General features: G+C 53.6%; 28 protein-coding genes. 17 read left to right on the forward strand and 11 right to left on the reverse strand.

Annotated features, from left to right (window positions below; all coding sequences use genetic code 11):
• The first annotated feature begins 29 nt into the window (after positions 1–29).
• Entirely contained in the window at positions 30–593 is a 564-nt protein-coding gene (locus tag B0B07_RS12385; protein WP_084186688.1) for a methyltransferase family protein, read from the forward strand.
• Positions 594–727: 134 nt separating this feature from the next.
• Here the strand turns inward: B0B07_RS12385 and B0B07_RS15290 are convergent, their stop codons facing one another.
• The gene (locus B0B07_RS15290) at positions 728–874 is read right to left on the reverse strand and encodes a hypothetical protein (RefSeq protein WP_159438446.1); all 147 of its coding nucleotides are present in this window, start codon (positions 872–874) and stop codon (positions 728–730) included.
• A 60-nt stretch (positions 875–934) separates the two neighbouring features.
• Positions 935–1,138, reverse strand: a complete 204-nt coding sequence (locus tag B0B07_RS12390) for a YheE family protein (protein WP_076759758.1) — start codon at positions 1,136–1,138, stop codon at positions 935–937.
• A 73-nt stretch (positions 1,139–1,211) separates the two neighbouring features.
• Here B0B07_RS12390 and B0B07_RS12395 point away from each other — a divergent pair, with 73 nt between their 5' ends.
• The 4 genes from B0B07_RS12395 to B0B07_RS12410 all read left to right on the forward strand — a co-directional run bounded on the left by B0B07_RS12395 (position 1,212) and on the right by B0B07_RS12410 (position 5,106).
• Positions 1,212–1,601 carry a ferritin-like domain-containing protein gene (locus B0B07_RS12395; protein WP_076759363.1) on the forward strand — a complete coding sequence of 130 codons (390 nt, stop codon included), beginning with the start codon at positions 1,212–1,214 and terminating at the stop codon, positions 1,599–1,601.
• Between the two features lie 154 nt (positions 1,602–1,755).
• Entirely contained in the window at positions 1,756–2,907 is a 1,152-nt protein-coding gene (locus B0B07_RS12400; RefSeq protein WP_327078200.1) for a DUF445 domain-containing protein, read from the forward strand.
• A gap of 14 nt (positions 2,908–2,921) precedes the next feature.
• On the forward strand, positions 2,922–3,272 hold the full coding sequence (locus B0B07_RS12405; RefSeq protein ID WP_076759364.1) for a YlbF/YmcA family competence regulator: 351 nt from the start codon (positions 2,922–2,924) through the stop codon (positions 3,270–3,272).
• A 313-nt stretch (positions 3,273–3,585) separates the two neighbouring features.
• Positions 3,586–5,106 (forward strand): coproporphyrinogen III oxidase, encoded by a 1,521-nt coding sequence (locus B0B07_RS12410; RefSeq protein ID WP_076759761.1) that lies wholly within the window; start codon positions 3,586–3,588, stop codon positions 5,104–5,106.
• 106 nt (positions 5,107–5,212) lie between these two features.
• Here the strand turns inward: B0B07_RS12410 and B0B07_RS12415 are convergent, their stop codons facing one another.
• Complete coding sequence (locus B0B07_RS12415; protein WP_076759762.1) at positions 5,213–5,623, reverse strand: Lrp/AsnC family transcriptional regulator; 411 nt, start codon at positions 5,621–5,623, stop codon at positions 5,213–5,215.
• 122 nt (positions 5,624–5,745) lie between these two features.
• On the opposite strand from B0B07_RS12415, the gene B0B07_RS12420 reads away from it, so the two are divergent.
• Both B0B07_RS12420 and B0B07_RS12425 read left to right on the forward strand, forming a co-directional pair.
• Positions 5,746–6,504, forward strand: a complete 759-nt coding sequence (locus B0B07_RS12420) for an MBL fold metallo-hydrolase (RefSeq protein WP_076759365.1) — start codon at positions 5,746–5,748, stop codon at positions 6,502–6,504.
• Positions 6,505–6,588: 84 nt separating this feature from the next.
• Positions 6,589–7,371: an enoyl-CoA hydratase gene (locus tag B0B07_RS12425; RefSeq protein ID WP_076759367.1), complete on the forward strand. Its 783-nt coding sequence runs from the start codon at positions 6,589–6,591 to the stop codon at positions 7,369–7,371.
• 50 nt (positions 7,372–7,421) lie between these two features.
• Here the strand turns inward: B0B07_RS12425 and B0B07_RS12430 are convergent, their stop codons facing one another.
• Entirely contained in the window at positions 7,422–7,607 is a 186-nt protein-coding gene (locus B0B07_RS12430) for a YhzD family protein (RefSeq protein WP_076759368.1), read from the reverse strand.
• A 153-nt stretch (positions 7,608–7,760) separates the two neighbouring features.
• Here B0B07_RS12430 and B0B07_RS12435 point away from each other — a divergent pair, with 153 nt between their 5' ends.
• The 8 genes from B0B07_RS12435 to yhaM all read left to right on the forward strand — a co-directional run bounded on the left by B0B07_RS12435 (position 7,761) and on the right by yhaM (position 16,172).
• Complete coding sequence (locus B0B07_RS12435) at positions 7,761–8,141, forward strand: hypothetical protein (RefSeq protein WP_076759370.1); 381 nt, start codon at positions 7,761–7,763, stop codon at positions 8,139–8,141.
• Between the two features lie 9 nt (positions 8,142–8,150).
• The gene (locus B0B07_RS12440; protein ID WP_076759372.1) at positions 8,151–8,348 is read left to right on the forward strand and encodes a helix-turn-helix transcriptional regulator; all 198 of its coding nucleotides are present in this window, start codon (positions 8,151–8,153) and stop codon (positions 8,346–8,348) included.
• A 2-nt stretch (positions 8,349–8,350) separates the two neighbouring features.
• The gene (locus tag B0B07_RS12445) at positions 8,351–8,662 is read left to right on the forward strand and encodes a DUF2178 domain-containing protein (protein WP_076759374.1); all 312 of its coding nucleotides are present in this window, start codon (positions 8,351–8,353) and stop codon (positions 8,660–8,662) included.
• Positions 8,663–8,717: 55 nt separating this feature from the next.
• Complete coding sequence (locus B0B07_RS12450; RefSeq protein WP_076759764.1) at positions 8,718–9,617, forward strand: ABC transporter ATP-binding protein; 900 nt, start codon at positions 8,718–8,720, stop codon at positions 9,615–9,617.
• Positions 9,610–10,866: an ABC transporter permease gene (locus tag B0B07_RS12455; RefSeq protein ID WP_076759375.1), complete on the forward strand. Its 1,257-nt coding sequence runs from the start codon at positions 9,610–9,612 to the stop codon at positions 10,864–10,866. Before B0B07_RS12450 ends, B0B07_RS12455 begins: the two co-directional genes overlap by 8 nt.
• A 280-nt stretch (positions 10,867–11,146) precedes the next feature.
• Positions 11,147–12,367: a metallophosphoesterase family protein gene (locus B0B07_RS12460; RefSeq protein ID WP_076759377.1), complete on the forward strand. Its 1,221-nt coding sequence runs from the start codon at positions 11,147–11,149 to the stop codon at positions 12,365–12,367.
• A complete protein-coding gene (locus tag B0B07_RS12465) occupies positions 12,367–15,237 on the forward strand; it encodes an ATP-binding protein (RefSeq protein ID WP_076759378.1) in 2,871 nt (956 codons plus the stop codon). The genes B0B07_RS12460 and B0B07_RS12465 overlap by 1 nt, the downstream gene beginning before the upstream one ends.
• Positions 15,234–16,172: a 3'-5' exoribonuclease YhaM gene (gene yhaM / locus B0B07_RS12470; RefSeq protein WP_076759380.1), complete on the forward strand. Its 939-nt coding sequence runs from the start codon at positions 15,234–15,236 to the stop codon at positions 16,170–16,172. The genes B0B07_RS12465 and yhaM overlap by 4 nt, the downstream gene beginning before the upstream one ends.
• 220 nt (positions 16,173–16,392) lie before the next feature.
• Here yhaM and B0B07_RS12475 read toward each other — a convergent pair whose 3' ends face one another.
• Positions 16,393–17,277 carry a peptidylprolyl isomerase gene (locus tag B0B07_RS12475; protein ID WP_076759381.1) on the reverse strand — a complete coding sequence of 295 codons (885 nt, stop codon included), beginning with the start codon at positions 17,275–17,277 and terminating at the stop codon, positions 16,393–16,395.
• A 137-nt stretch (positions 17,278–17,414) separates the two neighbouring features.
• On the opposite strand from B0B07_RS12475, the gene B0B07_RS12480 reads away from it, so the two are divergent.
• A complete protein-coding gene (locus tag B0B07_RS12480) occupies positions 17,415–17,507 on the forward strand; it encodes a YjcZ family sporulation protein (protein WP_076759383.1) in 93 nt (30 codons plus the stop codon).
• Between the two features lie 158 nt (positions 17,508–17,665).
• Here B0B07_RS12480 and B0B07_RS12485 read toward each other — a convergent pair whose 3' ends face one another.
• The 6 genes from B0B07_RS12485 to B0B07_RS12510 all read right to left on the reverse strand — a co-directional run bounded on the left by B0B07_RS12485 (position 17,666) and on the right by B0B07_RS12510 (position 20,896).
• Positions 17,666–17,854 (reverse strand): hypothetical protein, encoded by a 189-nt coding sequence (locus B0B07_RS12485; protein ID WP_076759384.1) that lies wholly within the window; start codon positions 17,852–17,854, stop codon positions 17,666–17,668.
• 61 nt (positions 17,855–17,915) lie between these two features.
• Positions 17,916–18,458, reverse strand: coding sequence for a DUF3267 domain-containing protein (locus B0B07_RS12490; protein ID WP_076759386.1), 543 nt, complete (start codon positions 18,456–18,458; stop codon positions 17,916–17,918).
• Between the two features lie 89 nt (positions 18,459–18,547).
• The gene (locus tag B0B07_RS12495; protein WP_076759388.1) at positions 18,548–19,141 is read right to left on the reverse strand and encodes an HTH-type transcriptional regulator Hpr; all 594 of its coding nucleotides are present in this window, start codon (positions 19,139–19,141) and stop codon (positions 18,548–18,550) included.
• Between the two features lie 190 nt (positions 19,142–19,331).
• On the reverse strand, positions 19,332–19,697 hold the full coding sequence (locus B0B07_RS12500) for a YtxH domain-containing protein (RefSeq protein ID WP_076759390.1): 366 nt from the start codon (positions 19,695–19,697) through the stop codon (positions 19,332–19,334).
• Positions 19,698–19,830: 133 nt separating this feature from the next.
• Positions 19,831–20,355 (reverse strand): tryptophan transporter, encoded by a 525-nt coding sequence (locus B0B07_RS12505; RefSeq protein ID WP_076759391.1) that lies wholly within the window; start codon positions 20,353–20,355, stop codon positions 19,831–19,833.
• A 112-nt stretch (positions 20,356–20,467) separates the two neighbouring features.
• The gene (locus B0B07_RS12510) at positions 20,468–20,896 is read right to left on the reverse strand and encodes an HIT family protein (protein WP_076759393.1); all 429 of its coding nucleotides are present in this window, start codon (positions 20,894–20,896) and stop codon (positions 20,468–20,470) included.
• A gap of 660 nt (positions 20,897–21,556) precedes the next feature.
• Between B0B07_RS12510 and B0B07_RS12515 the strand changes: the two genes are divergently transcribed.
• Positions 21,557–22,102 carry a GNAT family N-acetyltransferase gene (locus tag B0B07_RS12515; protein WP_076759394.1) on the forward strand — a complete coding sequence of 182 codons (546 nt, stop codon included), beginning with the start codon at positions 21,557–21,559 and terminating at the stop codon, positions 22,100–22,102.
• The last annotated feature ends 415 nt before the right edge of the window (positions 22,103–22,517 follow it).

Here is a 22,517-nt window from a genome sequence, read left to right on the forward strand (position 1 = left end):
GTAATGAATGATTGAGAGGAGGTATGGAATTGCAAAAGTACATTGCGGCCATCACCATCGTTCTATTGATCGTCTTGGTGATTTGTCGTTTGGTCCAATTAAAAAAGTTAGGCATACACGCATTTAAATTTGGTGAACTGGATAAAAAAGATTTCTTTATACCTCCATTTGCCTTGCTGTTATTGTATGTAATTTTCTCCAATGCATTTAACATGCCGCGGCTGGGAACAGAACTCTTTAACAATGTGATCGCTGGTTGGATAGGGGCGGGCTTGTGCGCTCTTGGCATTTTCCTATTCCTTTTCGGTTTAATGTCGTTTGGGCACAGCTTCAGGGTAGGAATTGATGAAGACACCCCCGGTTCATTAATTACAAATGGAGCGTTCGCTATTAGCCGAAACCCGATTTATACAGCGTTTGGAATGGTTTTATTAGGGGAGTTTCTAATTTACCCTAACTGGATTCTGCTTTTATATCTGGTTGCCGGTTATTGGCTATTCCATAGACAAGTACTTCGTGAGGAAGAATCGCTTAAAAAGATCTATGGTGAGGAATTTGTATCCTACTGCCAAAAGGTCCGCCGCTATCTTTAATCCTTTTTAGTTAGTTATTTCGTAGAAGAATCGGGCTGCTTTAAACACTCCCTCAAAATCATTCGTTAATCGTATCGGCCAAAAGAAGCCCCCGTCACCGGATACTTTCCGGGACGGGGGCTGTCCTTTTGAACTCATTTTCGCAGGTTCTGCGTGTCGGTCATGCGGTTCTGCTCGTCCGCGATGCGCTGCTTGTCCTGCATCTTTTCCTGTTCGCGCTTTTGCTGTTCATCGAGCTGCTGCTTCTCGTCGGTGAATTGGACCGGTTTCTTGTCTGCCATCGGGATTCCTCCTTCCGGTGATACACTCAGTATTCCCGGAAATGCGGCAGGCCAAACGGTTTACTCATAGACGTGGAAGGTCATGAGCTCGTGGATCATTTTTTTCACTTGTTCTTCGTCCGGCGGCGTATCGCCGGTCCAGGCGATCGTGCCGTCCTGCTTGTAGTCGCCGGAGTACCGTGTGTTTTTGTAGAGAAATGAAAACGTCCATCCCGGTAGCCGTCCGTCCCCGAACATCGGCTTGTACGTGAAATGCTGCAGCATGTCCTTCATCCCTTTCATGATGGCCGTCCGGATCGCATATTCATAAGAATAAACGCGATGAAAGGATGCGGCCGTGTTCACCGATCAGCTGCGCGAGGCGATTGAGGAAGAATACAAGGCGTACCACTTCTACAAATCGATGGCCTCGCTCACAAAAGATCCGTATTGGCTTGATTTCATCCATCATGCAATGGAAGACGAAAAAAGCCATTATGAAATGTTTCAGCAGCTCTATTATATGCTGACGGGTTCATTCGTTCAAAGTCTGCGGAAGCCGGGGCCGTGCGACAGCCTGAAATCCTGCGCCAAGAAGGCGGTCCGGGACGAACTTGAAGCGGCCGAGTTGTATAAAGTGATGCTGCTCGAGATTCCGATCCCGGAGGCATACAATCCCTTGTTCCTCGCCATGCATGACGAGACAGAGCATGCGATCCGGTTTTCGATGATGTATAACGCCCTTTAGCTGCCGGTGACCGGAAAAGATTTTTGTCCGGGGTGGATCAACAATTAGACAGTTTGCAACGCTGTGCTTCATCCCGTCTTGATCGGGTGCGGCGTTCCTTTTTCTGTTACTGCGGTTCGTCTGTTATACTATTGTCGAACCCAGAAGGAAAAAGGTGAAGCGATTGAATGCAGTGCTGACCATTGCCGTGATGGCTGTGATCGGAGCGGTGATCGGGGGCGTGACGAACCACCTTGCGATCAAGATGCTGTTCCGGCCGCACGAAGCGAAATATATCGGGAACTGGCGCATCCCGTTCACACCGGGCCTCATCCCGAAGCGCCGTGATGAGCTGGCGAGCCAGTTCGGCCGGATCGTTGTCGACTACCTGCTGACGCCGGATACGTTCCGCAACAAGCTGTTCACGCCCGCGATGCAGGAGAAGGCGGAATCGGCGATCCAGGCGATGATCGAGAAGCAGCTGTTCGCCGGGGACCGGACGATCGGCGGCTGGCTGGAAACGGCCGGCGTCGGCGGAGCTGATGAGAAGATCGAACAGGCCGTTCTCGGACTCGTCGATTCGAAGTTCGCCGAAGCAAAAGGCCGACTGCTCGACGGGACCGTCGGGGAGAAGCTGCCGGACCGCTGGATCGGGGAAATGGAGGAACGCCTGCCGAAGGCCCGCCGGTATCTGATTGTCCGGGCGATGGACTATGTGTCGTCGATTGAGGGCAAGGCGACGATCCGAAAGATGATCGACGACTTTCTTGAGTCGAAAGGGACGCTCGGCAGCATGCTGCAGTCGATGTTCGGCGGTTCTGATAAACTCGTCGGGAAAGTCCAGCGGGAAGGGCTGAAGTTCCTGTCCGCTCCCGGCACGGCCAATCTGCTCGATGATCTCATCGGCCGTGAATGGGAGAAACTGAAAGCCCGGCCGATGGACGAGCTTGCAGGCGGATTTGACTGGGAGGGCCTCCGGAAATCGATCCGCGGTTATGTGAAGCAGGAACTCGCGGCCGGTGAACGGCTCGACAAGACACTGCTCGAATATTGGCCGGGCGGTGCAGGCTGGCTCCGTGAAAATGTGACGCCGGCATTGACGGCGTTCGGCTTCCGCCAGGCGGAGGCGAAGATGGAAGAGGCTCTGCGCAGGCTGAAGATCGACCAGATGGTGAAGGAACAGGTCGACACCTTCCCCGTCGCCAAACTGGAAGACCTGGTGCTCGGCATTTCCCGTCGTGAGTTCAAGATGATCACCGTGCTTGGTGCGGTGCTCGGCGGGCTCATCGGGATTGTGCAGGGGCTGCTCGTCTTTCTAATTAATTGATTGGAGTGGATGAAATGACTGTGAACATTTACAACGACATCAACCGTCTTGAGGCGACTTTCCGCCAGACCGATGAATATGCCGCACTTTCGCTGGCAATCGCAGCGGTGAAGGGTGACGAAGAGGCGCGGAAGCTGTTTGATAGCTTCAGGAAGATTCAGCTCACTCTCCAGCAAAAGCAGATGTCCGGCGAGGAGATCAGCGGAGAAGAGCTCGAGTACGCCCAGAAAACCGCCCAGCTCGCCCAGCACAACCCGAAAATTGCGGGGATGCTGCAGGCTGAAATGCAGCTCAGCCGGATTGTCGAGGACGTCAACCAAGTCCTCATGAAGCCGGTCCAGGAACTGTATGAGGGAATGGAATAAAGAATAGATGAATGGTGAAAACCGGCTGCGGCCGGTTTTTTTTGCTAGTTGAGTGGCAACGCATGAAGCGCCAGTAGGCGCAAACGGTGCGCGAGCGGTTTCATACAAGGCACGAGTGAGCACACACAGCCCGCGGTGGATTCATGGTTGATTGGTTCAGGGCCAAAAGCACTGGTCCGTGATAGTCCGGACGGGACTTATCCTCAGCATTCCGGCGGTTGTCATTCTCGGCTGACGGAAAGGGGACCGCGCGTACGGTCATCTGCTATAATGGGTGGAGAATTTTCATTCCACAACAAGCAAGGAGATCGTCATGAAACCGATTGATATAGAGCAGCAGTTCGAACAGGACTGGGTCCGGATGTTCCAGAACATTGCCAACCTGTTTTTTGAAGAGACGGAGATGACGCTAGGCGGTTCGGCATCGGACGAATCGGCCGTCCGTGTTTCATTTGCATGGGAAGAAGATGCCGGAACGCTTCGGGGCCGCGCGGACCTCCGGGACGGGGCGGACACATTCAGCTCGGATTACCGCGAGGAAGCCGTCCACAGCGGGGACCCGAAGGACGGGAAGAGGCAGCTGAAGCGGGTGCTGTCGCATGTGTTCCTCGATGTGCTCGAACAGTCGACAGGGATCATCCAGCCATGGGGCATCCTCACCGGCATGCGGCCGACGAAGCTGTATCATAAGATGCGCAGGGAAGGGCTCAGCCATGACGAGATTTCGGAGCGGCTCGTGACCGAGTACCGGATTTCTCCGGAAAAGATCGAACTCATGAAGCGGATCGTCGACCGACAGCTGAAGATGATCCCAGACCTCGACCGGATCGGGGAAGAAGTGAGCGTGTACATCGGCATTCCGTTCTGTCCGACGAAGTGCGCTTATTGCACATTTCCGGCGTACGCCATTCCCCGCCGCGGCAACCGGGTTCAGTCATTCCTTGACGGACTGCATGTGGAGATCGAGGAAATCGGTGCCTGGCTGAAAGAGCGGGGCGTCAAGGTGACGAGCGTATACTTCGGCGGCGGCACACCGACGTCGATCGAGGCCCATGAAATGGATGCCCTGTACGAGAAGCTGTTCGCCTTCTTCCCGGATATCCGGGAAGTCCGGGAAATCACGGTGGAGGCCGGCCGTCCGGACACGATCACGCCTGAGAAGATCAACGTCCTCAAAAAATGGGACATCGACCGGATCAGCGTGAACCCCCAGTCCTACACCGATGAGACACTGAAGGCGATCGGCCGGTTCCATACCGTGCAGGAGACGATCGACAAGTTCCACCTGTCCCGCGATATGGGCATGAACAACATCAACATGGACCTCATCATCGGCCTGCCGAATGAAGGCACCGAAGAATTCGCCCACTCGCTCGCCGAGACGGAAAAGCTCCAGCCGGAGTCGCTCACTGTCCATACGCTGTCGTTCAAGCGGGCATCCGAAATGACCCGCAACAAAAAGAAATACAAAGTCGCCGACCGCGGAACCGTCGTGAAGATGATGAACATGGCCGAAGACTGGACCGCCGGGAACGGCTATGTGCCGTACTACCTGTACCGGCAGAAGAACATTCTCGGCAACCTCGAGAATGTCGGCTACTCCAAGCCGGGCGAGGAAAGCATCTACAACATCGTCATCATGGAAGAAGTCCAGACGATCATCGGACTCGGCTGCGGCGCTTCCAGCAAGTTCGTCCACCCGCAGACCGGCCGGATCACCCAGTTCCACAATCCGAAAGACCCCGCCGCCTACATCCTCAGCTACTCCGAGTCGATCGACAAGAAGATCGAGATGCTGGACGGGCTGTTCGGGGAGCCGGTACCGGCGAAATGAAATTGACTTAATAAAAAGCAGGAAGGAGAAGAGCGACTCTCTCCCTTCCTGCTTTTTTGTCGAATGTTAAGCAACAGTAGCCCGTGATGTTCGAATGTCAGCCGGCTTAACTTTTGATTACAATGGATAGTGCATAATTGGCGTGACGACCTAGTGCGGTCAAAAACTGATCCAGCTCCTCATTTGACGGGAAGCGGCACTCGAGCTGGTAGCAGCCGTGCCCGCTCACTTTGTAATTGTGGAGAACGTACTCTTGCTGCTGTTCCAAGAAAGATAAATACGGCCGATGGTTGCCGCCGGTCATTTGGATGGTCAGCAAGACATGCACCGGATAGCCGAGCAGCTCCTGGTTGACTTTGATTGTATAACTTTCGATGACTCCCCGGTCCTCGAGTTTTGCGACCCGGTCGGCGACCGCCTGTCCGGTCAAGTGAACTTTCCGGCCTAGTTCTTTCATCGTAATCCTGCTGTTCTTGAACAGCTCCTCAATGATGAGGCGGTCTGTGCGGTCGAACATGGCTTCATCCATCTCCTTTGAATAATCAAGTCAAACGGCGGAAAAGCTTGAATGGTTCTGTGTACGAGGCGCACAACAATCCATTAAAGTATTATAGAAAGCATACTAAAGGAGATGAAAATATGCACATCCAGCTGATTCGAAACGCAACACTCAACATCAATTATGCTGGTACGAAGTTCTTGGTCGATCCATTTCTGGCTGAAAAAGGTTCCTATCCGCCGTTTCCGGATTCCGCCAGACAGGAAGAACAGAACCCGCTTGTGGAACTTCCGGTTGCAATCGATCAACTGACAGATGCAGATGCAGTAATCGTCACTCACCTGCACCTGGACCATTATGATGAGAAAGCGATCGAAGTCCTGCCCAAGAATATCCCAATGTTCGTTCAGAATGACGCCGATGCTGAAGAAGTTAGAAAAGGCGGATTTACACAGGTGACAGTGTTGACGGAAGACACTGAAATCAACGGAATCTGTCTTGCCAAGACAAAAGGCGAGCATGGCCGAGGAGAAATTCTCAACATTGCCGGTGATGTGTGCGGAATTGTTTTCACCCATCCAAGTGAAAAGACGCTCTATGTTGCGGGAGACACCGTCTGGTATCACGAAGTGGAGAAAACAATCATCAAATATAAACCGGACGTCATCGTCATTAACGCAGGAGATAACCAATTCAACACAGGAGGCTCTCTCATAATGGGCAAAGAAGATGTCCACGAAGTGTACAAAGCAGCACCGGATGCAAAAATCATTGCTGCACATATGGAAGCAGTCAATCACTGGACACTATCACGGGAAGAATTGAAGGAGTATATTCTAGACCACGGGATGCAGAACAATGTGTTCGTTCCTGCTGACGGCGAGGCATACGATTTCTGACAAAATAAAGGGTATCCATTAATCGACACCGAAATCTTAAAGGTGAATCAACATTCACTTTTATGGAGAGAGGTGTCTTTTTTTATGGCATATGAAACAATCAGGCTGGAGCGGGAAGGGCGCATGGCGTCGGTCGTGCTGAACCGGCCGAATGCGATGAATGCGATGAACGATGTGATGATGAAGGAATTGGCGGAGGCGTTCGAGGAATTGAAGGACGACCGGGAAGTCCAGCTTGTCATCATCCGCGGCGGGGGCCGGGCATTTTCCGCCGGGGGCGACATCAAGCAGATGACCGACCCGGACAACCCGATGGACATCCGCAATGTGATGGCGGATGTGTCCCGGCTGGCCGAGGCGCTCTACACGCTGCCGCAGATTACGATTGCCGCGATCAGCGGGGCGTCGGCCGGTCTCGGCTTCAGCATGGCGCTGGCATGTGATGTCATCCTTGCAGAGGAGTCGTCGAAGCTGGCAATGAACTTCATCGGCATCGGACTCGTGCCGGACGGGGCCGGTCACTTCTTCCTGAAGGAGCGGATCGGGGTGCCGAAGGCGAAACAGCTCATCTGGACGGGTGAAGTCATGCAGGCCGAGAAGGCGAAGGCGCTCGGCCTCATCGATGAAATCGTGCCGGACGGCAAAGCTGCCAAACATGCCGGATCGATGGCCGGGCAGTTGCTGCAGACGCCGATTGCGGCGATGATTGCCTCAAAGGGCATTCTCCACACCGCGAAGCTGGAGGAGCTCCGCCAGATTCTCCGGCTCGAAAGCGACGCCCAGCAGGCGATGCGGCAGACCGCCGATCATCTGGAAGGGATCACCGCCTTTATCGAAAAACGCAAACCGATTTTTAAAGGGGAATGAACCAGAAAACCCGCCATGCCGGAAATCCGGTCTGGCGGGTTTTTATGTGTTCAGGAGTGGAACAGCAGCAATTTGCCCATCGGGGAAGCGAGCCGGTGCGTCTTGTCGGCGAGCCCCTTTTCGTCGATCAGCACACGTCCTTTTTCCTTCGCTGCCTCATCGTTTTCCGCGCCAAACGATTCCTCGATGATCAGTTCCCCGTCCGGCTTGTAGGCAGTCAGCTTGTATGTCTTCATCTCCCCATCGCCCCCTTTCCTTTCTATCATTATAAAAGATTTATTGAAAAAATTATATAAAAGGTATGTAAAGGAGGCTTGACGTCTTTAACGAGAGTAAAGTATGCTTTACGTAAAGGTAGCTTTACTGAAGAAGGGGATGGAAGAAACATCATGAAGAGAAGCACGGCTTTTCAGAGGAATCTGCTCGGTATTTTGGCGGGTCTCGTCTTCATATGGGGGATTGCAAGGTTGTTCGGACCGGGTGAATTTTCCTGGACAACCGCATTGCCTCCATTTCTGATCGGAGTGGCATTTTTATCAAACCGCTATTTTCTGCTTCACAGTGAGGGGGAGGATGAAAGGTGGAGCAGGATCCGGGAACGGTCGCTGTCCATCAGCGCGATGGTGCTTATGGGCTTTCTCCTGCTGCTGATCGTTTTTCAGATGGTAGGCGGTATGCGTCTGGGCGGGATCGAAACGGCACTGATCACCCTTTTCGTCCTCGGGATCACCAATCTGATCACGATGATGGTGCTGACAAAAAGGATGTAGGAGGTACCCATGAAAAATCAGATCAAGGAAAACCGGGCCGAGCACGGAATGACGCAGGATGCCCTGGCCGAGGCGCTCGGCGTTTCCAGGCAGACGGTCATTTCGCTCGAGAAGGGGCGTTACAATCCGTCGCTCGAGCTTGCATTCAAACTGGCTGCGGTATTCGGTTGCCGAATAGAAGATTTATTTGACCCCGAGGAGGACTGACGATGTACGAAAGCTTTGAGATGAGTTCATTTTTGGCCGGGCTGCCGCTCGGCATGGCGGTGGCGGGGATTGTCTGCTTTTTGGTCTGGAGGAAAGGAAAGAAGGAGCGTCGTTTTGACGAGCGGTACAAGAAGATCCATGAGTCGGCCCGGTCATTCTCTTGGGCGGTGACGACCATCGTCATCCTCGTGGCCTGGGGAATCGTCATGTTCATGGAGCCGCCGGGCACGGCGTTCTTCGTCCTCATGACCGTTTATCTGCTGCATATGCTTTCGTATCTGATCGGGGCAGTGGTTGCCGCCCGGAAAAATTGATCCGAAACTTTTAACCTTCAGAAACCGTACAAGGATTACGGAAAGGGGCGAGATGATGACTTTACAACTGGAACATGTCACAAAAAGATTCGGGGATTTCACTGCGGTGGATGATCTGTCCCTCACGGTCGGGGAAGGGACGATGTACGGGTTCCTCGGCGCAAACGGCGCAGGGAAGACAACCACTTTCCGCATGATCCTCGGGCTTCTCACACCGACCGGCGGCACGATCCGCTGGAAGGGGAAGCCGATCACGTACAGCACTTCCCATGAAATCGGCTATCTGCCGGAGGAGCGGGGGCTTTACCCGAAGATGAAGGTCGAGGATCAGCTCAGCTTCCTCGGTGAGCTCCGCGGAATGAAGAAAAATGATGCAAAGGCGGCAATCCGGAAGTGGCTCGAAAGATTTGAAGTTCCGCAGTACCAAAGCAAGAAAGTGGAGGAGCTGTCCAAGGGGAACCAGCAGAAGATCCAGGTGATCGCCTCCCTCATGCACAATCCCGAGCTGCTGATCCTCGACGAGCCGTTCTCCGGTCTTGACCCGGTGAACGTAGAAATGCTGAAAGGGGCGGTCAAGGAGTTCCGTGATGCCGGCGCGACGATCGTCTTCTCCAGTCACCGGATGGACCATGTGGAAGAGCTCTGCGAGCAGCTGAGCATCATCGACCACGGCAAGCAGGTCGTGAAGGGATCGCTCCGTGAAGTGAAGCGGTCGTTCGGACGGCAGAACGTCCGGATCCGCTCGGATTACGACATCACCGGCCTGCAGGCGGTCAGCGGGGTGCGGAATTCGTCCTATGCGCTGGACGGGGCGGTTTTCCAGGTGGCGGATGACGAGACGGCCGACCGGCTGCTGCAGGAAGCGCTGAAGTCCGGTCCGGTCCGCCACTTCAGCATCGAGGAGCCTTCGCTCCAGGACATCTTCATTGCGAAAGTGGGTGCGGAACATGCGTGAATTCTGGATCATTTTCAAGCAGGCGTTTGCCACGAAGGCGCGGACGAAATCGTTCATTATCACGACCGCGATCGTCATCGCAGGGATTTTCCTGCTGGCGAATATCACGACGATCATCGACAAGTTCGGCGGGGAGGACTCGGCGGGCGACACGCTTCCGGTCATCACGGAAGACGGCGCCGTCGTCCAGCGGCTTGCCGATCAGCTGAAGGCAATGGGCGAGGAGACAGTTCCCGAAGTGTCGGATGAGCCGCGGAACGTTCTTGACGACCAGGTGAAGGAAGGGGACATCGATGCCTATCTCGTTCTTGCATCAGGCGGGGGGACGATTGATGCGGAATACGTGACGGAAGACTCCATGGACTTCGGCTTTCCGATGATGGTGCAGGAGGCGCTCCAGTCGATCCAGACAGAGATGCGCGCGGAAAGCCTCAATCTGTCACCGGCTGAGGCAGGGGCCCTGTTCGAACCGGTCGCATTCAGCCAGACGACGCTGTCTGATTCCGGAAAAACAGAAGAGGAACTGAATCAGGCACGCGGCCTCGTATATGTGCTCATGTTCCTCATCTACTTTGCAGTCATTATGTATTCGAGCATGATCGCGACGGAAGTGGCCACGGAGAAGTCGTCCCGCGTCATGGAAATCCTCATCTCGAGTGTTTCACCGGTGAAGCACATGTTCGCGAAAGTGCTCGGCATCGGCTCGCTCGGACTGCTGCAGATGGCCTTGTTCGGTGTGTTCGGCTACATTGCGCTCAAAACATCGTCCGCGATGTCCGAACTGTCCGAAGGGGCATTCTCGTTCTTCGGCTTCTCTGACATCAACGTCATGACGATCGTGTACGCAGTTGTCTTCTTCCTGCTCGGCTACTTCCTCTATGCGGTGCTCGCCGCACTGCTCGGATCGCTTGTCAGCCGGACGGAAGATGTCCAGTCGCTGATCATGCCGATGACGATGCTCATCGTGATTGCGTTCATCATTGCCGTCACCGGTCTCGGCACGCCGGATGCCGCGTACGTGAAGTGGACTTCCTACTTCCCGTTCTTTGCACCGCTTGTCATGTTCCTCCGTGTCGGCATGCTCGATCTGCCGTTGTGGGAACCGATCCTGTCGATTGTGATCATGATCTTGACCATCGCCGTCCTCGGCTGGTTCGGCGCACGCGTCTACAAAGGCGGCGTCCTCATGTACGGCCCGTCCCGCTCGCTGAAGGATCTGAAGAAAGCCGTTCAGCTCGGGAAGGAATAAGAGGAAAAGTGAAGCATACAGGCATCGGCAGCTGTTCGTTCCGGTGTCTTTTTTGTTGTCTTCTTATTATAGAGAAGTTCCTGAACAGGCCATCGGCGCACTTCCGGGTGTTCGTGACTGACCCGCGGTCCAATGCGACGGCTCCACCGACATTGCGACGCACTCAAGCTTTTCGGGATGGAAGGACAGATTACTTGCAGACTCAATTCAGCCGACTCTCCCACTTTTCGGCCAAATATGATAGAATAAGAACAAACATTCGGTTATTGGAGGTGTCCCGATGACAATCCGTTTCATCCATGCGGCCGACCTGCATCTGGGAAGTCCGTTCAAGGGATTCGCCGGTCTTTCGCCGGAGGTGCTCGAGACCGTCCGTGAGAGCACATTCAACGCATTCCGCACACTGGTCCGCCATGCGGTCGAGACCCGTCCCGATTTCCTGCTCATCGCGGGCGACGTGTATGACGGCGAAGACCGCAGCCTGAAGGCGCAGGAGGTGTTCAGGAAGGGGATGCAGGAACTTTCATCCGCCGGCATCCCGGTGTTCGTGTCCCACGGCAACCACGACCATCTCGCCGGAACATGGGTCCGTTTTTCACTGCCGGACAATGTCCGGATATTCGGACCTCATGTATCCGCCTTTTCGCTGGACGTCGGGGGCCGGACAGTGAAGATCCACGGATTCAGCTATCCCGAGAGGCATGTAAGGGAGCCGATGATCGGGGAATATCCGGATGCTTCTGCCGACGGCTCCGTCCATATCGGCATGCTTCACGGAAGCGTCCGGGGAGACGAGGCGCATGACGTCTATGCGCCGTTCACGTTGGGCGAACTCCTTGCGAAAGGCTACGATTACTGGGCGCTTGGGCACATCCACAAGCGGGGCCTGCTGAGCGAGGATCCGCCGGTCGTGTATTCGGGGAATATCCAAGGTCTGCACCGCAACGAAACCGGTCCCAAAGGCTTCTATGAAGTGACAATCGGAGAAGGAAGGCCGGTGCTGAAATTTGTCCGGTCATCCGCGTTGATTTTCGGCAGGGTGGAGGTCGATTGCAGCGGAAACCGGCATGCGGACGAGTGGATTGCCCGCTGCCTGGAGGGAATCGGCCATTTCCAATCCGAACACGGTCCGGGGATCGCCGATGTGGCGGTTACGGGGATTGGTCCGGAAGAAGAGCGGTTGTTTGCGGACGCACCCGAGTCCGAGTGGCTGGCATTCCTGAGAGAAGCGGCGGCCGACAGGTTTCCGGACATCGGGCTCCACCGCCTGTCTTTCCGGCATGAAAATCCGGCGGCTGCGCCGGCGGGACTTTACCGGGATGTGCTTGAGGAATTGGACGGATGGGATGCAGCGGAGTGGCGGGCCCTGCTCAGCGGCCTGTACGGCCATCGCCAGGCCTATCGGTATGTGGAGACGATGGATGCCGGTTTCATCGAAGAAGTGAAGGCGGAGGCAGAGCGGATGCTTGCTTCCGGGATCGGCAATGGAGGGACAACCTGATGATGCAGATCAATAAACTTGTCATCTACGGCTTCGGCAAGCACTCGGACATCACAGTCTGCCTTGACCGGGGCATCAACGTGCTATACGGCGGAAATGAAGCCGGGAAAACAACGATGCGGCAGTTTATCCTCCATACGCTGTTCGGGTTCCCGGCACGCAATGCGAATCTTCTCCGGTATGAACCGAAGGCCGGCGGTGCTTACGGCGGCCAGCTGCATGTCACGGATCCCCAATACGGGCCGTGTGTGATAGAACGGGTGGCCGGACGATCCGCCGGCGAAGTGACGGTCCGTTTCCCGGATGGCCGGACAGGCGGGGAAGAAATACTCGCCCTGTTATTGAGAGGGCATGACCGGCAATCGTTTGAGTCGATCTTTTCCTTCTCGCTCCTGCAATTGCAGGAAATCGGCAAGATGAATGAAGAGGAGCTCGGCCGTGCGCTCATCGCTTCCGGTACGACGGGAGCCGACGATCTTGCGGCATTCGAAAGCCGGATGCAAAGAGAGACGGACGGCCTGTTCAAGAAATCCGGACGTCTGCCTGAGATGAATGCGATGATTTCAGAATTGCGGAAAATGGAAGAAGAACTCGCGGACCATAGAAAAAAGGCCGATGGCTATGCGCCGATGCGGGAACGTTCTGCAGAAGCCGGACGACGGCTTGACGAAATTTCCCGGGAAATGATGGAACATGAACGACAAAGGCGAACACTGGAAGTTGCCCGCCAGGCATTGCCGCTCGAATCCAGGCGGCGATTGATAGAAGAAGAACTGGCGCAGCTCGGTGATGCTCCGTTCCCGGCAGACGGAGTCAGGCGGTATGAGTCAGTGAAAGAACGTGAGCTCGCTGCAAATGCAGCGATTGCGTCCGTCCGGGCAAGGGTCGGAAAGCTGGACACAGCCATGCCGGAGGCAACGGACGGAGCCCTCCTGGCCGAAGTGACGGCCGCTCTGTCGGAAGAGCCTGCCTGGCATGAAGCAAGGTCGGAAGCCCGCCGCCTGGAAGAATCGCTTGCTGAATCGGAAGAAGAGAAGGCCGGACTTATCAGCCGGCTCGGGCTTGAAGGGACAGCTGTCCTGAACCTCAGATCTGCGGACACTTCCCTGCAGAAGGAAGAGGAGCTTCACCGGCTCACGGCCAGGCATGCGGCGGTGACGGAGAAGCGCCGCATCCTTGCCGGGCGAATTGCCGACAAAGAAGAGGAAGGAAAGCGGATTGCGCTTCAGATGGACCGTCTCGGGCAAAGCGGTCCGGACGACCGGGAAGTGGATCATGCCGCCCGGTGGCCGCAAATCCGGCGAAGGCTGGCAGAGGCCGATGCCAAAAGAAACGCGGAACAATCCGGAAAAGCGCCGGTTCAACTGCTGGCCGCGCTTGGTGCGCTGCTCGTTCTCCTCGCAGTGATCACGAGGCAGTGGCTGCTGCTTCCGGCTGGACTGGCCGTAGCCGGTGCTGCGTTCCTGTTCAAGGGCAAGAGGGGGACAGAAGGGCTCAGTGCGGCAGAGGAGAAGCTGGTTGCCGAGTTCGGCGGCCGCGAAGAGGAAATGGAGCGGATAGCCGACCGGGTGAGGCATCATTTCGCCGAACTCGACCGGCTGGCGGAAGCGGAAGAACGGCTGCGCGGGGAAGCAGAGGGTCTCAGGAAAGAGCTCGAAAGTACCGAGAACGACTGTGTGTCCGCTGAAAGGGACCTGATTCATTTTGTCGGGAGCTATGGCGTCCGGGGGCTTCCCTCTCCGGCGCTCGTTCCAGAGCTCTTCCGGCTTGTCCGTGAAACCCAGGAGACGTTCCGGAGGCAGGAAGCCGACCGGCGCCGGCTCGACAAGGCCCGTCAACAAATCGATGAAATCCGCAGCAGGGCCCACGGGCTTCTCGGTAACCGGGAATCAGATGACATGCTGTTCGGACGTCTGAAAGATCTTGCCGATGGCCTGGCAGCCGAGAGGGCGGACCGCAATCGGATGCAGGAAGAACGGAAACGGCTCCTGGAAGAGTTGGATGAACAGGAAAATCGCCGCCGACGACTTTCGGAGGAGGTATTCCGCCTGTTCCGGGAGGCGGTAGCGGACGATGAAGCGGCATTTTACGAAGCGGCCGATCAGGCATCCCGGAAAGCGGCACTCGGGGAAGAACTCCGGACAATCGGACAACAGCTCGATTTGATCGGCCGACCGGAATTTGACGGGATCTTGTCTGATGAGGAACTCGGGTCAAGGCTGGTTCGCTGTCAGAAAAGCCTTGCGGGGCTTGCAGAAGAACGCGACCGGCTGCTCGGGGAACGTGCCGATCTCGAGGCACGCATGGCGCATCTCCTGACCGACCGAGCATATGATGAACGGTTGCAGACGTTTGAAATGAAGAAAGCCGAATTCCGGCGGCTGGCCCGCGAGTGGGCGGCCAGGAAAGCGGCGGCATCGGCGGTTGCCCGTACCGTCGGCCGCATGAAGGAGGAAAAGCTGCCGGATGCCATCAGGCAGGCCAGCCGCTTGTTCAGCAGGCTCACGGGCGGGGCACAGTCTGCACTCGTCCTGACACCGGACGGCCGGTTTGAAGCCGAGAGCCGGAACGGCCTCCGTTTCGGCATCCACGAACTGAGCCAGGCGACAAAGGAACAGGCGTACATTGCACTCCGCTTCGCATTGGCGATGTCCCTCGGGGAGAAGGCCCCGTTTCCGGTCATCATGGACGACCCGTTCGTCCACTTTGACAAGGAACGGCTCGGTCATATGATAGAATTGATGGAAGAATGGAAGACAGATCGTCAGTTCCTCTACTTTACCTGCCACGACATGAAGACGGCGTTCAAAGATGCAGCAATCATTGACGTCGCAGGTGCGGGGAGCGGAAAGGATGTGTTGACAAGATGAAGGGAATCGGAACTTGCAAGCCGGGAGACCGGGTGGAGACCTTCCTGCTCATCAAGCAGGCAACGAAGGGGACGACCAACCAGGGCAGTCCGTTTATGACGCTCATCCTTCAAGACAAGACGGGGGACATCGAGGCGAAGCTTTGGGATGCGAAAGAAGAGCAGGAACAGATCTACCAACCGGCATCGATCGTGCGGGTCGGAGGGGAGATCCAGGATTACCGGGGACGCACGCAGCTCCGGATCAAGAGCATCCGCCCGGCCAAGGCGGATGAGCCGGTCCAGATATCGGACCTCGTCCCAAGTGCGAAAAAAAGCAAGGATGAACTCTATGAAGAACTGTCCCCGTTCATTTTTGAGATTGCAAATCCGAACATCCAGCGGATCACCCGGCACCTTCTGAAGAAACACCGGGAAGCGTTCCTCGTCTATCCGGCTGCGACGAAGAACCACCATGACTACGTGTCGGGCCTGATCGACCATGTCGTCTCGATGCTGAAGCTCGGAAAGGCCATTGCTTCGCTGTATCCGAGCCTGAACAAGGACCTCCTGTATTCCGGGATCATCCTGCATGACGTCGGGAAGGTCCTCGAACTCTCGGGACCGGTTGGAACGGTCTACACGGTCGAGGGCAACCTTCTCGGGCATATCTCCATCATGGTGAACGAAATCGCCATGGCCGCTTCGGAACTCGGCATCCAGGGGGAAGAGGTGATGCTTCTTCAGCATATGGTCCTTTCCCACCACGGGAAGGAAGAATGGGGCAGCCCGAAGAAGCCGATGCTGAAGGAAGCCGAAATCCTCCATTACATCGACAACATTGACGCCAAGATGAACATGCTCGACCGGGCGCTGTCCAAAACGGCCCCGGGAGAATTCACGGAACGGCTCTTTCCGCTCGACAACCGCCAATTTTACAAACCCGGGATCGAGTGAGGGCAATAAGAAAAAGAAGCTGAACGGATTGCCTGCGGGCATGCCGCTCAGCTTTTTTGATCCAAACAAGCAGCGAGCGGCAACTTGATCGATTCTTGCGTTAACTATAAGGAAGTCTTTTTCCCTCAGTTCTCCGTCCGGCCCGTGACCGGGAAAACGGGCGGCCCGCACAGGAGTCCATACAAAAACGAGGCACCTTGGAAGGTGCCTCGTGGATGGATTATTTTTTCGAGTCTTTCGCAGGGCCGTAGAACTGGTCAAGGGCGTTTTTAAGGTCGTCATCCTTGATCTTCACGTCCGCATCGATGAGAAGCTGGGAGATCTTGTCCATGAGTTTGTCCTGGTCGGCTTTCTTCATGAGAAGCTCTTCCTTGATCTCTTTGCGGTCTTTGCCTTCTGCCGGATTTTCTTCGGCGTCACGCTTCTCCAGCACCTGGATGATGTGGTAGCCAAAGTCAGATTTGACCGGGTCGCTGATTTTCTTTGGTTCAAGGGAATAAGCAGCGTCAGTGAATTCCTGGACCATTTTGTCCGGTCCGAACCAGCCGAGGTCTCCGCCGGTTTGCTGTGCGGCTTCCTCTGTGGAGTATTCTTTCGCAACTTCTGCGAAATCAGCGCCGTCTTCAAGCTTTTTCTTCACTTCTTGGGCAGTTTTTTCGTCGGCCACGAGTACGTGCTGAGCGTGGATTTCAGTCTTGGCCCGATCGATGTATGTATCGATCTCTTTGTCCGATACTTTGACACCGTCCGTGAGGGCAGCCTGCTGAAGCTTGTTCAGATACATCATATCTTTGTAGCTGTCCTCGTTATAGCCGTTCTGTGCAAGGAAGGCATCGAAGCTGTCGCCCATTTCTTCCTTGGACTTCTTGAATTCTTTATCGATTTCTTTCTTATCGACATCGTAGTTATCTTCAAGGACTTTTTGAATGACCATCAGGCTGAGCGCCTGTTCGCCTACGGAGCTCTTCATTTCATTGTAAAACTCTTGCTGCGTAATGTCTCCGGCCTTCGATGTAACGATCGCCTCTTCGCCGGCGTTGTTGCTGCAGGCGGAAAGCGAAAGGACGGATGCTGCGATGGTGGCAGCCCAGATTGATTTCTTCATTCTCTTCTCCCCTAACTGTGGTGTACAACAGCATTTAATATACCATATAAACGTCAATTCTACAAAAAGGTTCCCGTCTCCCGCCCACAGGCCCAGCCTCTCCCTGCATACGATAGCAGGAGAGAGGAGGTGATCAAATGAGCGGAGGATACAACTACGGCGGCGGCTTCGCCCTGATCGTCGTCCTTTTCATCTTGCTGATCATCGTCGGTGCAGCCTACGTATACTGATCGGAACTGATGATGAGCCGCTGCTGATGCCGGCCCGCGGCAATGCACGGCCATCAAAAACGTCCATCCGCCCGGAAATGGGCGGATGGACGTTTTTTTATTCGTATCGGGAACCCGCAGAACGGCAACCCGTACTTTATTGAACCGAGGTCGTCACATTAAGAGACGGCAGTCATGATCTCGACAAAAAACGAGACAATGAGGATCGTGATCAGAATATTAACGGTCCGGTAGATCTTCGGCTGCTTTTCCTCCGGAATCTCCCTGGACTCGCAAAGAGCATAGGTCATCTTGTTGATCTGGAACAAGTAAAAGATCGAAAACAGGATTGTGACAAGAATGATCATCCCGGTTTCCCCCCTTCTGACTATTGTCTTAGCATAACAGAAGGACGTTCAAATGAAAACCTCAATCTGCAAACGGGACGAGAATTTCATAGCCGCTGTCGGTTTCTTCGATATAGCAGGCCTTTGGGGAACGGGACAGGTTTTTGACGTAGACGAGGTCGATCAGGCACATCCCGCAATGATAAGCGAGCAGGGCGGCGAAATAATGCGTGAATGCGGGGAATAGGGCACCGCCTGCGATAAAGATCGGATTGAGCGTCAGAAACGGCATGATGAGTGAAACCGCAAAACGGTGTTTCGGAATCGGTTCCCGGACGCGCAGCTGGATGACCGGGAAGATCGGCCAGTCCCTGTTCATCGACAGGGTAATGCGATTCCGGTACCGCCAGAGCACTGCATAGTGGACAGCCTTGTGAACGGGGTACAGCAGAAAGACCATCACCAGGAAAAACACGAACAGCGAGTCGGTCATATCCCCGTCATGGATGAGGTTGAAGCTGATGTATGAAATGATAAATACCGCCACCATGAGAATTGACGAGAGGAGAAAGAGCCTGCTCAGGCCGTAGTGTTTCTTCACATTGATGGTTTTCCAGCAGTGCATCAGGTCGCATCTCCTTTGTGTTGGCCGTTTAGGACGATACATACCGTACTGCGATTTCAAGAAAAAATCAACCATAAAACGAGAAAAAGTTATAGAACTTCTTCAATCCGGCTGTCACAGGGCTCTGCCGGATTTTTCGGGCACAATTTGCCGTCTGTTTCTTCGAACATGCCCTCCATGTTCTTGAAACCCTTTTCAAAAATTTCCATAAAATCTTCACCGTAAATATTCCGGATCACCGCCATCAGCTCGATGAATTCCGGGAATCGGCCGTAAAGCTTTTTGATGGGAAGGGATCCTTCCAAAAAAGTATGCTCTGTATCATAATAATGTTCATTAATCTGAAGGAGGAGGGCTTCACCTTCAGGCGTGACCTCGACATATGTACTCCTCTTGTCGTCCTCGCGTTTCGAGAAAGACAGATAGCCGCGTTCCTCCAGTTTTTTCGAAAAATTAAAGGCGGTCGAGACGTGCATGACCCCAAATTTTGCGACTTCCGAAATCGTCGCGCCTTCTAGATGGCAGGCAATCCAGAGGATATGATGCTCATTGATATTCAGGCCGTACGGCTTGATCCATTGCTGCCAGTCCTTTTCTACGGCTTTCCAGAGGGCTTTCGACAGCTGGGCGATCCTCTGACTGTAAATCATGGCTTCTTTCAACGTGTAAGGTTGTTCTGCCAATTCCTCACCTTCTTTCTCAATGTTCGGATAGTTTATAGGTATTATATCAATAAAGTTTGAAAGAAAGAAGGTCCATTTGCACATTTCCAACGGGATACGCCCCAAGCATGATTTTCCTGTCTGGGACCAAAGATAACATGCTCCAAAAAGAATGAAAACCGTCCGCCGGAATGCCGGAGGACGGTTTGGTTTATTTTTTCTGTGTGGCGGCCACTGCGGATTCGAGCTCCGAGATGGAGGTCTGAATCTGCTCGATCCGCTTCTGGATCCGGTCACGGTTCGTTTCGGTCCCGCGGTTCCACTCGTCGATCGAGTCCATCAGCCCGTCTTTCATCTCAGGGAATCGGGCTTTTGCCTCGTCCGCGAGATGTTTGACGGAGTCCTTCAGTTCACTTGCTTTTTCTTTGACATCTTCCATTTTCAATTTCATGTCATCGGACGTGCTTTTCACCGACAGGCGGAGTTCCTTGCCCGACTGGGGAGCCGATAATAAAACTGCGGCTGCGCTCCCGACGGCGCCGACTGCGAGTCCGAGGAAAAATGAGGAAGCTTTCATGAGGGCACTCTCCCTTCTTTGCTGCTATTAAGTATTCCTTACCCTATTCTTATTAAAACATGGGCAAAAGAAGCGAGCAATTGAAACAAAACAAAAACCCGGCCGAAGGAGGCCGGGGAAAGATTATGCAGGTTCAATGGGATGGCGCTGTTTCGAACGAAGAACGCTTCGCGAGCTGCAGGACAATCGGGTAGATGATGAAGAAGGCGACGCCGTTCATCAAGATCGCCGGCAGGACGACCGACACGAAAAGGACGGTGAACGGGAAGTCTGCACCGAGCGCGAAGATCGCGACCGACAGGAAGACTGTCCCCGAAAGAAGCGTACCGAGCCCGGCCAGCACCGTCGCCGCAGGAAGCCTGCCGGCAAGTTTGCCGAGTGCAAGCACCGCCGCGAAGAAGACAAAGCCGGTGACGGTCTTGTCGATGACGTTCGGGATGAACCCGCCCGGGAATGTAGTGAACAAACCGGACAGGACCCCCGTCGCAAGCGACAGGACGAACACGCTCTTCACATCACGGAACAGCAGGATCCCGATGAACATCATCGTGAGCATGAAGTCTGGCTTCATGCCTCCGCTGAATCCGGGAATCACCATGTACAGGGCCGTTCCGATACCGATCAGCAGCGCCATCAATACGAGATTTTTTGTTTTCATTGCTCATCTCTCCTCAACTGGACTCATTTTTTAGCCGCCCCCTGCGTGCCCTCTTGGCCGCAGGCGGGATGCGTAGACCGATTTTACCGCGTTATCCGGTTTCTTTCAAGGTTTACTTCCCAAGCCGGGCCGCAATGTCGCCAGCGATTTCCTGCAGGCGTTCCGGCGGATAATCCTGTTCCTTCGTCTCCCACTTGAGTCCGAAGCCGTCCGTCTGGCGATCATAGCGGGGGATGAAGTGAAGATGGAAGTGGTAGACGCTCTGGCTTGCTGCCGACCCTGTATTGTTCAGGAGGTTCATGCCGGCCGGCTCAAACTCGGCCTTCAGTGCATTGGCGATCTTCGGTGCGACGGAAAACAGGTTCGCCGCCTCTTCTTCGCTGAATTCATAAATGTTCTCGCGGTGCACCTTCGGGATGAGGAGGACATGCCCCTTCGTCGTCGGCATGATGTCCATGAATGCCAGGACATTGTCGTCCTCATACACTTTCGCCGACGGAATCGTGCCATCGGCAATCTTGCAGAAAATACATTCAGTCATCGGTCAACAGCTCCTTTTTCATATCTTTCATTCAGTCTATCATATTTTCAGACAATGGAGGATGCCTGGTGAAACCATGGATACCAGGCGGTTTGAGTCGTCAGTCGAGGAAAGCTTCTCCAGAAAGTCCCCCCAATCCAAGCATGTCCGTAGACCATATAAATTAACTCTACGGTATTGTCCGGACGTTCGGAAACATGATGAGCAGTCACCCTTTGGACAAGGAGCAAAGAGACGTGTGTGTCGCAGTCCGTACAGGAAGATGGCAGGGACACCCACCTATTTCCTCGAGAACCGTTTGTTCAACACTTGCCTCAACGTTGTCGGACTGAACGGCGATGCATTATTTGAATAATAGATGAATTGGTCGTCACTATGCTTGATGCCGTGCCTCAGTGCGTTTTATGATTGTAGTTGGACTTATTCATGCTGGTTCATGCTGGTTTTCTAGACGACAATTTCCTTCCTATATTGTGATTTTAAAAAGCCAAGAAGCCATTTCGATATCAAGATTCCGTCAGTATTAGGGGTCTTATTACTCAAAATAAGGCACGGAGGTACGTGGAACGCTGTCCGGCTGTCTGCGCTTCGCCCTTGGGGACGGGAACGGCGTTACGGGCAGATGCAATAAATTTATATTTTCGGAAGTAGGGGAGAAAAATGATTGAATTAAGAAAAATTACCCACGATAATTTTGAGGCAGTGTTGAAGTTAAGCATAACAGACGAGCAGAAAAGAAATGTGGATTCCAGCATATATTGTTTAGCTAAAGCCTATGTGAAGATACTCAACGACGAAAAACCTCCTATGATCTTCGCTATATGCAACAATGATGAAGTCATAGGATATGTCGATATTGGATTTTTCGAACTGGCAGAAAGTGCATTTTTATGTGAAAAATATGGAGACAAATCTACTTATGGACTTAATCGCTTTATGATTGATAAAAAGCATCAAGGCAAAGGATTTGGCAAACAAGCAATGATGAAAGTTATTGATTACATAAAGTCGTTTCCACAAGGAAAAGCCGATGCAGTTTCTACATCATATTGGATGGTAAACGAAGCCGCCCGGAAGTTGTATGCGTCTGTCGGTTTCGTTGAAACCGGAGCGATATGGGACGGACAAACATTTGGTAATTGGAATGCAGAAAGAAAAGATATAGAGTATGCAGAAGTAGGAGCCAGACTCGGATTATCAAGCTAAAAAATGAATAGTGCATCGTACCAAACCAACTATATAAGAAACATTAATTCATTAAAAAATTTAACGCTTCAGACAATGGAAGGCCTTGCAGACCTGGTTGTTTTTGAATTGACTAATAATTATTTACTTTAACCGAAAATCAATGGTAAAGTCTTGGTGAAGAGGGTATCTACAAAAAATAAAGGCGAGGTGTTCGTGGAATGAGCAAATACGAAATTTCTCTGTCTTTCACTAAAAAAGACGCAGTTATTTTCGGAGGTTTATTTTTCCTTTTTTATGGCGCGTTCAATATCGCTTCGCTTTTCTTAAAAGATGTACTTACCCTAGTGTTTAAATAGCTCAAGACCACAAATATTCCGGGGCTTATTCAATGGCACTTTGCCAATAGATGCAACGGTCTTTCTTTATGGTTGGG

It is taken from the genome of Edaphobacillus lindanitolerans (assembly GCF_900156305.1).
In the GTDB taxonomy this organism is placed as follows: domain Bacteria; phylum Bacillota; class Bacilli; order Bacillales_A; family Planococcaceae; genus Bhargavaea; species Bhargavaea lindanitolerans.